General features: G+C 35.8%; 15 protein-coding genes. 8 read left to right on the top strand and 7 right to left on the bottom strand.

What is annotated here, in order from left to right:
* A partial coding sequence (locus ISP73_07770) for a T9SS type A sorting domain-containing protein (GenBank protein ID MBL6658478.1) occupies positions 1-472 on the top strand: 472 nt, incomplete at its 5' end.
* 54 nt (positions 473-526) lie between these two features.
* On the opposite strand, the gene ISP73_07765 is transcribed toward ISP73_07770, so the two are convergent.
* Positions 527-1,063 carry a ComF family protein gene (locus ISP73_07765; GenBank protein MBL6658477.1) on the bottom strand — a complete coding sequence of 179 codons (537 nt, stop codon included), beginning with the start codon at positions 1,061-1,063 and terminating at the stop codon, positions 527-529.
* Positions 1,064-1,239: 176 nt separating this feature from the next.
* On the opposite strand from ISP73_07765, the gene ISP73_07760 reads away from it, so the two are divergent.
* The 4 genes from ISP73_07760 (at position 1,240) to ISP73_07745 (ending at position 4,272) form a co-directional block, all read left to right on the top strand.
* Positions 1,240-1,527, top strand: coding sequence for a DUF1844 domain-containing protein (locus tag ISP73_07760; GenBank protein ID MBL6658476.1), 288 nt, complete (start codon positions 1,240-1,242; stop codon positions 1,525-1,527).
* Positions 1,496-2,410, top strand: a complete 915-nt coding sequence (locus ISP73_07755) for a hypothetical protein (protein ID MBL6658475.1) — start codon at positions 1,496-1,498, stop codon at positions 2,408-2,410. Before ISP73_07760 ends, ISP73_07755 begins: the two co-directional genes overlap by 32 nt.
* Before the next feature lie 4 nt (positions 2,411-2,414).
* Positions 2,415-3,176, top strand: a complete 762-nt coding sequence (gene xth / locus ISP73_07750) for an exodeoxyribonuclease III (protein ID MBL6658474.1) — start codon at positions 2,415-2,417, stop codon at positions 3,174-3,176.
* A gap of 97 nt (positions 3,177-3,273) precedes the next feature.
* Positions 3,274-4,272 (top strand): OmpA family protein, encoded by a 999-nt coding sequence (locus ISP73_07745; GenBank protein MBL6658473.1) that lies wholly within the window; start codon positions 3,274-3,276, stop codon positions 4,270-4,272.
* Here ISP73_07745 and radA read toward each other — a convergent pair.
* From radA to ISP73_07720, 5 genes are read right to left on the bottom strand one after another with little or no spacing between them, the layout of a single operon-like run.
* Positions 4,269-5,630, bottom strand: a complete 1,362-nt coding sequence (gene radA / locus ISP73_07740; GenBank protein MBL6658472.1) for a DNA repair protein RadA — start codon at positions 5,628-5,630, stop codon at positions 4,269-4,271. The two genes, ISP73_07745 and radA, sit on opposite strands and share 4 nt — an antisense overlap.
* Positions 5,623-6,102 (bottom strand): D-glycero-beta-D-manno-heptose 1-phosphate adenylyltransferase, encoded by a 480-nt coding sequence (rfaE2, locus tag ISP73_07735; GenBank protein ID MBL6658471.1) that lies wholly within the window; start codon positions 6,100-6,102, stop codon positions 5,623-5,625. The genes radA and rfaE2 overlap by 8 nt, the downstream gene beginning before the upstream one ends.
* A gap of 5 nt (positions 6,103-6,107) precedes the next feature.
* Positions 6,108-7,085, bottom strand: coding sequence for a flippase-like domain-containing protein (locus ISP73_07730; protein MBL6658470.1), 978 nt, complete (start codon positions 7,083-7,085; stop codon positions 6,108-6,110).
* 9 nt (positions 7,086-7,094) lie between these two features.
* Positions 7,095-7,439: an aspartate 1-decarboxylase gene (locus tag ISP73_07725; protein ID MBL6658469.1), complete on the bottom strand. Its 345-nt coding sequence runs from the start codon at positions 7,437-7,439 to the stop codon at positions 7,095-7,097.
* 9 nt (positions 7,440-7,448) lie between these two features.
* Entirely contained in the window at positions 7,449-8,300 is an 852-nt protein-coding gene (locus ISP73_07720; protein ID MBL6658468.1) for a pantoate--beta-alanine ligase, read from the bottom strand.
* Between the two features lie 116 nt (positions 8,301-8,416).
* On the opposite strand from ISP73_07720, the gene ISP73_07715 reads away from it, so the two are divergent.
* From ISP73_07715 to glmS, 3 genes are read left to right on the top strand one after another with little or no spacing between them, the layout of a single operon-like run.
* Complete coding sequence (locus ISP73_07715; GenBank protein MBL6658467.1) at positions 8,417-9,241, top strand: glycogen/starch synthase; 825 nt, start codon at positions 8,417-8,419, stop codon at positions 9,239-9,241.
* An 18-nt stretch (positions 9,242-9,259) separates the two neighbouring features.
* Positions 9,260-10,465, top strand: coding sequence for a DUF4270 family protein (locus ISP73_07710; GenBank protein MBL6658466.1), 1,206 nt, complete (start codon positions 9,260-9,262; stop codon positions 10,463-10,465).
* Positions 10,466-12,307 (top strand): glutamine--fructose-6-phosphate transaminase (isomerizing), encoded by a 1,842-nt coding sequence (gene glmS, locus ISP73_07705; protein ID MBL6658465.1) that lies wholly within the window; start codon positions 10,466-10,468, stop codon positions 12,305-12,307.
* Here glmS and ISP73_07700 read toward each other — a convergent pair.
* Positions 12,290-13,224: hypothetical protein (locus ISP73_07700; GenBank protein MBL6658464.1), on the bottom strand; the 935-nt coding region annotated here is incomplete at its 5' end. The two genes, glmS and ISP73_07700, sit on opposite strands and share 18 nt — an antisense overlap.

Raw genomic sequence — 13,224 nt, 5'->3', positions numbered from 1 at the left:
TTACTTCCTTGAGATGACTAATGTAACTACTGGAGCAGTTTACGAATGGAATGATATTCCAGGAACAGCTACTTCACAAACTAAGTTCAACCAAAACCCAGGCGACGAGATTTCTTGGAGAATAAGAGGAGCTTGTGGTGCAAACGGTACATCTTGGGCAACGGTATTCTCACAGCCAGTGACATACACATTAGGTGGTGAGAGAGTAGCTGCGGACTTAGTATCTGGATTAGATGTATATCCAAACCCATCAAGAGACATCTTTAACGTAACGTTTACTTCTGAGGAAGCACAAACAATGAGCGTGAAAGTTGTTAATATGATTGGTGAAGAGATTTACAACGAAGAGTTAATCGAGTTTGTTGGTCAGTACACGAAAGTGATTGACATGAACACTCAGCCAAAAGGCGTATATTTCTTAGAAATTACGACTTCAACTGGTGGAATTAACAAAAAGATTGTTCTTCAGTAATTCTTAAATAAATAGATTCATTAAAAGCCCCGAGCAAACGCTCGGGGCTTTTTTTTAGTTAGCTATGCAGAGAATACTTAGCTTGATGTTTTTAAAGGATTCTAATTGTTGAATACAGGCACTTATAGTAGCACCTGTTGTTACAATATCATCAATTAGAATAAGATGTTCATTTTCAAGATTAAAGCCTTTATTTACTTTAAAAGCATCTTCAATTTGACTAAAACGGTTGTATCTGCTCTTTTTAGTTTGCGATTTACTTTCATCAACTCTACAGAGGACATTATCCAAGACCTTCATATTATTTAATTCAGCTATTTTCTTTGCCATAACATAGGATTGATTATACCCTCTTATTTTTTTCTTTTTCCAATGGATAGGTACAGGTATGATATAGCTAGCGTTTTCTATCTGATGTAATTGTGTGGACATTCTTTCTGCAAAAAACTCACCAATCTCTTTATGGTTGTTATACTTAAACTCATGTATTAGTTTTTGAACCTTTCCTTTTCTATGAAATTTATAGCTACTATAGACGTTATAATCTTTACCATTATGATTAATAATTGAGCTCTGCTTTTGTTTTGGCATATCGCCCTGTCATTTTAGACAGACCAGAGGTTCATTTTTTAAAGAAATGTTTTTGCAAGAAGGACACGACTTTGGAAAAAGAAGTTCTAAGCAGTCCCGAAATAATTCAAGTTTCATTATGGCAAAGAGTTTTAAGGATATCAATATATTGCAGTAAATTTGTAAAAAAATATTGAATGGACAAAAACGATAAGCTGTTTAGTCAGTTACTGTATATATTGCATCAGAACGCCTTTTCTGAACTTGAGAGTATTGACCAAAATAATGCCACAGAGACTAATGCTCAAAAAGGACGTCAGTTAATAGATATGATTGAAATGCTCAAAGACAAAACAAAAGGAAACCTAGCTAATGAAGTTGAAGAGATTCAATCCATGATGCTAGAAGAATTAGAGTCTCTTTATAAAAAGAAATTTGTTAAATTTATGTCCAATGAATCAGCCGGAAAACAGCAAATTAATTAAGGATAAGAAATCAAAAAGAATAATATTTTCTTTACTCGCCCTACTAGTTTTACTAGTCGTTGTTCTATTAATAAGAGAAAACAAACATCAAGAGCAAATAGAAACGGTTATTCAGTATGAACAAGAAAAAAACACATTGAGAGATAATCTTGATGATTTAATCGATGAGCATGAAATCCTTAAAGATGAATATAGCGACTTAAGCAGTCAGTTATTGGAAAAGGATTCAACCATTTTGGCCTACGCCAATGACATCAAAAAGTTATTGCGTACAAAAGGGCAACTGCAACAAGCCCGTCAAAAAATTCGCCGCCTTAAGGATATAAGCATGAAATATGTTTCGGCGATAGATTCTTTATACACCTTAAATCAGTCCTTGCAAAACGAAAACGATAGTGTTCGTAAAGTAAATAGGCTGATATCCACACGAAATAGAACTCTTGAGAAAAACAATCAATTATTATCTGAAAGAGTATATACCGCTTCAATGTTACGTATTGAGAACATAGAGGTAGAAGGGGTGTATTATCGCTCCAGTGGTAGAGAAGTCGTAACTACAAGAGCTTCAAAAATTCAAAACTTCAGTATTTGTTATGACATTATTGAAAATAAAGTAACAGATCCAGGCTTAAAAAACATGTATGTTAGAATTATTGACCCTAACAATAGAGTTTTAAATGTAGCTAACAAAATTCAAGAATTGAATATCACTAAAGACAGTATCGTTCAATATACCGTTGAGTATAGTTTTGATTATTCAAACAAGAAGATTAGTGAGTGTCAGCTTTGGACGCGCGGTAATGTCTTACAATCTGGTTTATATTCTTTTGAATTTATCGTTGATGGTCAAGTGATTGGTCTTGCAGAGAGAAAATTCAGATAGTCTGATGAAAATAATATCATACAATATAAATGGTATAAGAGCCGCTTTAAAAAAAGGCTTAGACCAATGGATTGAAACGACTCAGCCTGACGTTTTATGCCTTCAAGAGATAAAAGCTCGTGAAGAACAATTTGATACCACAGTATTTACGGACTTAGGCTATAAGTGCTATTGGTTTTCTGCTCAAAAACCTGGCTATAGCGGAACAGCTATACTATCTAAAAAAGAGCCAAATTCGGTTACTTACGGAATGAATCATCCAGACTATGACAATGAAGGCAGGGTATTGCGTATTGATTTTGACGATGTTTCTGTAATAAGTGTTTACATGCCTTCTGGTAGTAGTGGAGACTTACGGCAAGACTTTAAATTCAAATTTCTTGATGATTTTTATGGCTATATTTCTGATTTAAAAGAAAGTGTGCCCAACTTAATTATTGCAGGAGACTATAATATTTGTCATGAAGCAATAGACATACACAATCCGCAACGAAATAAGAATACTTCTGGTTTTTTACCCGAAGAAAGACAGTGGTTGAGCTCCTTTATAGAATTAGGATATATAGATTCTTTCAGACATTTTAACACAGAGCCACACCATTACTCTTGGTGGAGCTATAGAGCCAATGCCAGAGCTAAAAACTTAGGCTGGCGAATAGATTATCTTTTAGCCTCGGATTCTTTAAAGGATAAGCTTTCTAGAGGGTATATTTTACCTCAAGCCAAACACTCTGACCATTGCCCTGTTGTAGTAGAGATTAAATAAATAATCAAATTCAATATGTTGATAAACTTTTTTAGCAAACGGCTAAAGCGGCTTTTGCTAATGTATATTTGAATAGATTAATCTTGTTTTTTACGTTATGAATCAAAAAATAGCTCCATACATAGTCATTCTATCCTTATTTTATGGCTGTGTTTCTCCAAAAGTTGTTGATGAAATTAAGGCTCAGCGTCAAGAAACACTCACTCAGAATCAGCAAATAAAAAAGGAAAACAACCTCCTCTTAACTGAAAATACTGAGTTGAGTGCTAAGGTAGACCAACTTACCAAAGAGATTGATGGGTTGATTAGCGATTCGCTAGAAAGATCTAAATCCTGTCTTCAATTACAGCAACAGCTCGATGAATTGAATGAAGCCTATGACCTCTTAACGGCTAAGAATAGCCAATTGATGACGGCAAAAGCCAATGAAACCAAAGAGCTACTCAAAGAACTCCAACAAACACGTCAAGAATTATTAAAAAAAGAAGATGAGCTCCTGACCTTAGAGCAAAGCTTGACGGTAAAACAAAATGAACTTATTGCTACTCAAAATGAGTTAGAAGAGAGAGAGCAAAAGGTAATAGAATTACAGTCTATCATAAACCGCAAAGATTCTGTACTTACTGCACTGAAAGATAGAATTTCAACAGCTCTATTAGGGTTTGAAGGCGATGGCTTAACGATTACTCAGAAAAATGGTAAGGTTTATATTTCTTTAGAAGAACAATTGCTATTTGCTTCTGGAAGCTGGCAGGTGGATAGTAGAGGCCGTGATGCCTTAAGCAAATTGTCAAAGTCATTAGAATCACAACAAGACATTAATGTTATGATTGAGGGACATACGGATAGTGTTCCATTTGGAGGCCGTGGGCAAATTAAAAACAACTGGGACTTGAGTGTGGTGCGTGCTACTGCTATTGTTGATATTTTGACATCTTCTAGTTCAATATCTCCGAGCCGACTAACGGCTGCCGGTAGAGGAGAGTTTTTCCCCATTAAGTCAAACGCTACTTCTGAGGGTAGAAAAGCCAACAGAAGAATAGAGATTATTCTATCACCAAAACTTTATGACTTATATGAATTGCTAGAAAATTAGGAAGCGAATAACTTCTTAAAGACTTCTTCAATTTTTCCGACCATTACAATTTCTATATTGTAATTTTTAGGATTAATCTTATTGTATTTTGATATATAGATTCGTTCAAAGCCTAGTTTTTCAGCTTCTTGTATACGTTGTTCACATCGGTTTACAGGGCGTATTTCACCAGACAAGCCTACTTCGGCAGCAAAACAATCTTTATCGTTTACAGCCATGTCTACATTAGATGAGAGAATGGCACAGACTACACCTAAATCAATAGCCGGGTCATCTACTTTTATCCCACCAGTAATATTTAGGAATACATCTTTAGCACCAAGTCTAAAGCCACACCGTTTTTCCAATACAGCTAACAACATAGACAGGCGCCTAAGGTCAAAACCCGTGGCAGAGCGTTGCGGAGTGCCATAGACGGCAGAGCTTACCAATGCTTGTGTTTCAATCATTAATGGTCGCATACCTTCAAGAGTAGCACTAACGGCGATGCCACTCATGTCTTGGTCTTTTTGAGACAATAATATTTCAGAGGGGTTAGCAACCTCTCTAAGCCCATTACTTTGCATTTCATAAATGCCAAGCTCAGAGGTGGAGCCATAACGGTTTTTATTTGCTCTCAATATTCTGTACACGTGGTTGCGGTCTCCTTCAAATTGTAAGACGACATCTACCATATGTTCAAGAATTTTAGGACCAGCAATATTACCGTCTTTATTAATGTGTCCTATAAGGAATACGGGAACACCGCTAGACTTAGCAAAAGCCATGAGCTCGGAAGTACATTCTCTAATTTGTGAAATACTTCCAGGCGAAGAATCAATAGTGTTAGTTTGTAAGGTTTGTATGGAATCGACAACTAAAACACTAGGTTGAACTTCTTGAATTTGCTGAAAAATATTTTGAGTATTGGTCTCTGTAAGTATCTGACAGGTAGAGTCTAACTGATTTAACCGGTCGGCTCTCATACGTATTTGTTGGTCACTTTCTTCTCCAGTTACATAGAGCAATTTTTCGTTCTTTATCCTCAGAGCAAGCTGTAAAAGGAGAGTAGATTTACCAATTCCAGGCTCACCACCTAGCAAAATGATAGAACCTGCTACTATACCACCACCCAAAACGCGATTTAATTCATTATCAGAAGTATCAATTCGAGATCTAGCTTGTAAAGAGATTTCACTAATAGGCTGAGCCTTGTTAGAACGGCTTGGGTTTTCATTTTCCCATCCACTCTTTTTAGGCTTGCTGACGACTTCTTCAACAATGGTATTCCATTCATTACAAGATTTACATTTCCCCATCCACTGAGGACTTTGGGCGCCGCAACTCTGACAAAAGAAAGTGGTTTTGGTCTTAGCCATTTTTTACTTTTTTTACGATGTTCGATGTAGAATACCCCTCTAAAAATGCAATGGTTTTTACTTCGCCGCCATATTCTTGAACTTCTTTTGCTCCAACGATTTTCTCAATTTCATAATCTGCTCCTTTTACCAGGATATTCGGCTTTACTGCTTTGATGAGCTCCAAAGGAGTTTCATCATCAAATAATACTACTGCATCTACACACTCTAGAGCAGCTAAAATACTTAGTCGGCTATTTTCGTCTTGTATAGGTCTATTTTCACCTTTAATTTTTCTTACAGAAGCATCTGTATTTAGTCCAACAACCAATTTGCTACCTAGTTGGGCGGAGCGATTTAGATAATCAATATGTCCTAAATGTAAAATATCAAAACAGCCATTGGTAAATACAACCGTTTCAGACTTAGCCCATTCATTCACTTGTTTAGCGATGGAATCGGCAGTATATATTTTACTAGATAATGAAGGTATTAGGCTCACGCTTTTGCTTTCTTATTGGATAAAAATACCATTAAAATAGACATTCCTCCAAATGCTAGGGTCATTAATGTTTGAGCAGTATGAACAACGGTTGCAAAAAGTAAAGCAGAGTCTTCAGAAATATCTAAAAGCACAAGCCCTGTTTTGACTATATAATGGTAAGCCCCAATCCCCCCTTGAACAGGAGCAACCATTCCGAAACCACCAATAACCATAGTGTACAAGCCATCTGCTAGGTCTAGCATTGAAGTTGCTGATATGGAGAAGAAGCAGACGTAAGTCATTAGTAAATACATCAGCCATATGATAAAGGTATGCATCCAAAAGCCAGTTTTGTTTTTAAGCCCTTTTATGCTTTTAAAACCTTCGCCAACGCCTGTTAAAAATGACTTTACCTTTAACAAAAAGGGAGAGACTTTAATTTTTTCTTTAAAGATGTTATAAACCATTACACATATTACAGTGAGGGTAGCTAGCGTAATAAGCGTCGGCAAAGGATTTATCGTATACCCTTCAAAGAGCGTTGACATTAACTCTATTACCAGAGAAAATTTAAGCATTAAGGTTAAAACAACTAGAGAAATCAAAATGATAAAATCAATAGCTCTTTCCAATATAATGGTTCCAAATAGTTTATCTACCGGAATGTCTTCGGTCTGGTTAAGGCTAGTGCATCGTGTGATTTCACCAGCTCTTGGGATAGCAATGTTAGTAAAGTAACCAATAGAAACGGCATATATACTGTTTAGTTTACTCGCAGAAAAACCAAGATTATCGAGTAGAATAACCCATCTGTATGCTCGGCTAACAATAGCTAATGCTCCGAAGGAAACCGATAGCCAAACCCAACTGTACTCTACATCTTTCAATTGGGCTAATAATGATTTGGGGTTTTGGTTTTTAAACGCTAGATACATTAAGCCAACACTTAATAGAATAAATACTACATATTTTAACCATTTTAAAGATTTCATAGGTAGTTTCTATAAAGTATTATCAGGGTTAGGGAATATGAGCGTTGGACTAAATGACTTTGCTTCTTCAAAGTCTAGAATTGCATATGAAATAATGATAATTGTATCCCCTTTTTGCACTTTTCTTGCTGCTGGACCATTGAGGCATATTTCGCCTTTGTCGCGCTCACCTTTAATCACATAAGTCTCTAAGCGTTCGCCATTGTTAATGTTAACAATTTGGACTTTTTCTCCAGCAATTATATTAGAGGCTTCCATTAGGCTTTCATCAATAGTAATACTGCCGATGTAATTGAGGTCGGCGCCTGTAACGGTTACTTGATGAATTTTTGATTTTACTACTTCAATTTGCATGGGGCGAAATTAATCATTTAATGGCAAATTATCTATTAAACGCACATTTCCTAAATATGTCGCAATGAGTATATGTGCTTTATCAAGTACATCACTTTCTTTTCCAACTGATTTTAGGGTTTCAGGATTTACGATTTCCACATAGTCTAAAGTCATTTCCTCACAGCTTTCAATTTCATTTTTGACGATGATTTTTAGCTCATTTATATCGATTTCAGTAAAGAGTGCTTTAGCCTTCATCAAACTTTTATAAATCAAAGGGGCTTTTTCCCTTTCTGATGGGGATAATAATTTATTCCTTGAGCTTTTGGCCAAACCATCTGCATCTCTTATTGTGGGACAACTAATAATTTCAATATTGAGGTTTAATTCCTTAACGAGGTGTTTGATGATTGCTAATTGTTGAAAATCTTTTTCACCAAAAAATGCTTTGTCTGGAGTAACACTATTAAACAACTGATGTACTATAGTGCAAACGCCATCAAAATGACCCGGTCTTTTTTCACCTTCAAGGTTTTTGTCTAAACCATTAAGAGGGTACTTTTTTGTAAGCATACCCTCTGGATACATCTCTGATACATCTGGGCAAAATAGAATGTCAGACGCTTCTTTCTCCAGCAATTTTATATCCTCGTGAAGAGATATGGGATAATTTTCTAAATCGTCGGGGTTATTAAATTGAGTAGGGTTAACAAAAATACTAACCACCACAACATCTGATTTCATTTTAGCGAGCCTAACTAAAGACATATGTCCATCATGTAAAGCTCCCATTGTAGGCACAAAACCAATTGTTAAATTTTCCTCTCTTAGAGCTGAAATGCTATTCTTTAAACTTTCAACGGTTTTATGTACTTGCATCAAACGGTGTTTTCAGAGTATAAAAGTAATATTTTACTTGATTCATGGCTATAAAATTTGTAAATTTGCATACACAAGTTTTGCTTTTATTTCAATAGTAAAAATTCAAACGATTTATGGAAAAGAAAAGAGTGCTATTTGTTTCTCAAGAAATCACACCTTATTTATCAGAAACAGAATTATCTTCTAAGTGTAGAGCTCTTCCTCAAGGTATTATGGAGAAGGGAAAGGATATTCGAATTTTCATGCCAAAATACGGTTGTATTAATGAGAGAAGAAACCAACTACATGAAGTAATTCGCCTTTCAGGAATGAATATGATTCTTGATAATTTGGATTACCCCTTAATCATTAAGGTTGCTTCCTTACAGCCTGTAAGAATGCAGGTTTACTTCATAGAAAATGAAGATTATTTTCCAAAGAAGACTTTCATGCATGAAATTGATGGAGAAGAATTCGAGTTTCATGATGAGCGCACCATTTTCTTTTGCAGAGGGGTTTTAGAAACTGTCAGAAAGCTAGGCTGGGCACCAGATGTTGTGCATTGTCACGGCTGGATGTCTGCATTAGTACCAATATATCTTAAAAAAGCATTTGCTGATGACCCTATCTTTGACAATACAAAAGTGGTTTATTCCGTTTATGATCAAGAATCTGATTATGAAATTAGTGATGACATGGCCCGTAAGGCTCTTTTAAATGGAGTAGAAGAAGATGACGTTAAGTTAATTTCTTCTGCCTCAGTAAGTGCATTACACAAATTAGGAGTTCAATATGCTGACGCTATCATTATGGGTAGTGACGGTCTTGATGAAAGCTTAAATAAATTCATAGTTGATTCAGGAAAATATGTGCTGACTCATCACGATAATGAGGCTTGCATAGAACCTTACAACAATTTGTACGATGAATTGTTGGAAGAGGTTGACGTATACTCTTAAACAAACGAACCGTTTTTCATGAAACATCTTTTTTTATTCTCCCTTGTCACACTACTCATTGCTTCTTGTACAGACCCGCAAGTAATTGGTTTAGAAGTTCAGCCAGAAAGTGATAAGATTAGCATTTCATCTCTTGATGATTCCAACCCATTTAGTTTAACCACAAAATCTGCTGATTCTGTGCGAACAGACGAACCTTTAGTAGCTCTATTAGGCAATTATGAATCGTCTAATTTCAAGGATGTAAGCGCCTCTTTTTCTACTCAGTTGCTTTTAAGTCAGAATGCCGTTGATTTCGGTTCAAACCCTGTTCTCGATTCAGCAGTTCTAAACCTTGTATATTCTTCATACTATGGAGATACCACAATAGAAATGGGCATTAAAATTGAGCAATTAGACGAGCCAATAGATTTTGATTCTAGCTACTATTCCAATGAAGTTTTAACCGCTAGTCCGTTTAGCACTCCATTAGAATATTCATTTTTGCCGCGACCAAATACTCGTGTTTTTGCGGAGGGCGATACAGTTGGGCAACGGTCTTTGAAAATAAATGTCAATCAAATAGGTCAAATGATTTTAGATGCTGGCACGGATAATCTTGTCGATAATCTGGCTTTTTTATCGTTTTTCAAAGGACTTAAAATATCTACCTCTGATAATATTTCATCCTCAATTCTTTACTTTAATTTGAAGGATGCAGGCTCTAAACTAACTATATACTACAATGATACTTTATCTTATGATTTATTGATAGGCTCAAGTGCTGCACGTATCAATCATTTCGAGACTGAGGAAAATATCGATTTGGATAATTTATATGGCGTTCAGTCTATGGGTGGAACAGAATTGCATCTTACATTCAACAATTTGAGCTCACTAAGGCAAGAATTAGAAAACAAAGTAATAAATCAAGCTCTTATTTCTTTTTCTGCTGAAAACAATTCAGATTTAAATCCATCACACCCTTCATTATCATTGGTGCGAATGGACTCAACAGGGACAACGTATTTCCTTTCTGATATTTTAGAAGGGCAAGCCCATTTTGGTGGGGTTCTGGAGAATAATCAATACGTATTCAATATTTCAAAATACATGCTTGATTTGATAAATGGAACATATACTGATAGCACATTAGTGCTTGTTTCAGCCGGAGAAGCTGTAAATGCCAACCGTACAGAAATCAGTCAAGACGTTGATATTAATATAATTTATACAGAGTTTTAAATGTGTGGAATAGTTGGTTATTTAGGGCATAGACAAGCGTATCCGATACTTATAAAAGGGTTACAAAGACTAGAATATAGAGGATATGATAGTGTGGGAATTGCACTCATCAATGATTCTGGTTTAACGACTTATAAAAAACAGGGTAAGGTTGCCGATTTAGAATCTTACTGCGAAGGAAAAGACATACAAAGTAGTGTTGGAATCGGTCATACACGTTGGGCTACACATGGTGTGCCAAACGATGTAAATGCTCACCCACATTATTCGCAAAATAAAAAGCTAGCAATAATTCATAATGGGATTATTGAAAACTACGACACCATAAAAGAGGCTTTAATTCAAAGGGGTCATACTTTTAACAGTGATACCGATACTGAAGTATTAATTCACCTGATTGAAGACATTAAAAATAAAGGAAATTCTAACCTATTTGAAGCGGTCAGACTTGCACTAAACGAAGTTATTGGCGCTTATGCCATAGCAGTAGTTTCAGAAGATAAGCCTGAAGAAGTTATTGTAGCACGAATGGGCAGTCCGTTAGTTGTCGGCTTAGGCGATAATGAATATTTTATTGCTTCAGATGCTACGCCAATTGTAGAATATACCAAAGAAGTTATTTACCTTGAAGAAGGAGAAATAGCAAAACTTTCATTATCTGAAGAAGTTGAATTAAAGACCATAGAAAATATAGAAAAGACACCTTTTATTCAAGAACTTGAATTGAATCTTGAAGCCATAGAAAAGGGAGAGTACGAACACTTTATGCTCAAAGAAATCTTTGAACAACCCAAATCTATTTCCGATAGTATTAGGGGTAGATTGCTCAGTAAGGAAGGTATAATTAAAATGAGTGGTATAGATGCATACTCAGATAAAATTATCAATGCCAACCGAATTATTATTGTAGCTTGTGGTACGTCTTGGCATGCAGGACTGATAGGGGAATACCTCTTAGAAGATTTGGCTCGTATAAATGTTGAAGTGGAATATGCTTCGGAATTTAGATATAGAAACCCAATTCTTTCAGAAAAAGATGTGGTATTGGCAATTTCACAATCTGGTGAAACAGCAGACACTCTAGCAGCTATGCGTTTAGCTAAAGAACGAGGGGCAACAGTATTGGCAATATGTAATGTGGTGGGCTCGTCCATTGCAAGACTTAGTCATTCAGGTGCATATACACATGCCGGTCCAGAAATTGGCGTTGCTTCAACAAAAGCATTTACTGCTCAGGTAACGGTGTTAACCTTAATTTCTTTGCTCTTAGCAAAGAAAAAAGCTACAATTTCAAAGAAATATTTCAGACAGCTGTTAATTGAGTTGGAGTCTATCCCTAAAAAGGTTGAGAGTATGATTTCTATGAATGAATACATCGAAGACTTATCTAAGAAATTTGTTAATGCCTCTAACTTCTTATATTTAGGAAGAGGCTATAATTTCCCGGTAGCATTGGAAGGAGCTCTTAAACTGAAAGAGATATCTTACATACATGCTGAAGGTTATCCGGCAGCAGAAATGAAGCACGGCCCTATTGCCTTGATTGATGAAGATATGCCTATTGTGGTTATTGCTACTAAAAAAGGTCATTATGAAAAGGTAGTTAGCAACATTCAAGAGGTTAAAGCTCGAAATGGTGTTGTTATCGCTATTGTAAGTAAAGGAGATGTAACGGTAAAAGAAATAGCCGATTACGTTATTGAAGTTCCTGAAGTTGCCGAGCCACTGGTGCCAATTTTAGCAAACATTCCCTTACAACTATTATCTTATCACATTGCCGTTATGAGAGGGTGTAATGTCGATCAACCTAGAAACTTAGCGAAGTCAGTCACCGTCGAATAATTTCTGGTGGGTGAGAGGGTTGTTCAAACTCCCCTCACCCTCTAATACTTTGTATTTCCGAAGACCTTTCTTATCCCTGGAAATACTACCATCTTTGTTCTTTTCTAAATGAATTTTATCATTTACGATAGGAATCCTGAAGTGAATTTCAATGTGATGTTCCTTTGTTGAATCATCATAATCTTTCACAATGATTTCGTGGATGTACTCATTGAGTACCTTCTTCTTATCCTTCAGTTCAGTTAGGTTTCTTATTTCTTCCCATCGGTTAAAGTGAACATCCAACCAATCAATCCATTGTTCATCACTTCTGAGTTGTTTTATTTTGAGTTCCTCAACTTTAATCTGAGATTCTATTGATGTTTCCTTTTCTGTTATGGTATCCGAAAGAACTTGATAGTTTTTCTTAGGGAGTTCGTTGATGTAGAACTTCTTATCCAGTTCCAATCTTCTCTCATTCAAACCATTTAAGTCCTTTTGAAGTCGTTTAATTCTATTATTGATACTTCTGATGGAATAGGTGTTTTGATTCCCTATAAGTTCCTTTTTCGTCTTCTCTCTGATTGTTTTAGAATCTTTCATCACATCTATGAATAGATTCCACACATACTCATCTAACAGTTCCACCTGAAGAGATTTCTTGATTGGACAATCATTGGTACTTCTCTTTTTATACGACCTCTCTCTATGACCACAAGTATAAAGAGGGTGTTTCCTGTGTTTCTTAACACCTAATACGGTCATCATCTTTCTGTCGGGACACTTCAGTATGTTCTTCAACAAACCATCGTGTTTAACTTCAATTTTAGAACCTTTCTTATCAGAGATTTTCTTCTGTACTGAATCAAAGATTCTTCTATCAACCAATGGTGGACACTGGTTGGTTAAATCACCATATACATCTATACCGATGTAAT

The organism is Flavobacteriales bacterium, from assembly GCA_016779935.1.
Lineage (GTDB): Bacteria > Bacteroidota > Bacteroidia > Flavobacteriales > UBA7312.
This window is presented reverse-complemented; position numbering and strand designations above follow the sequence as displayed.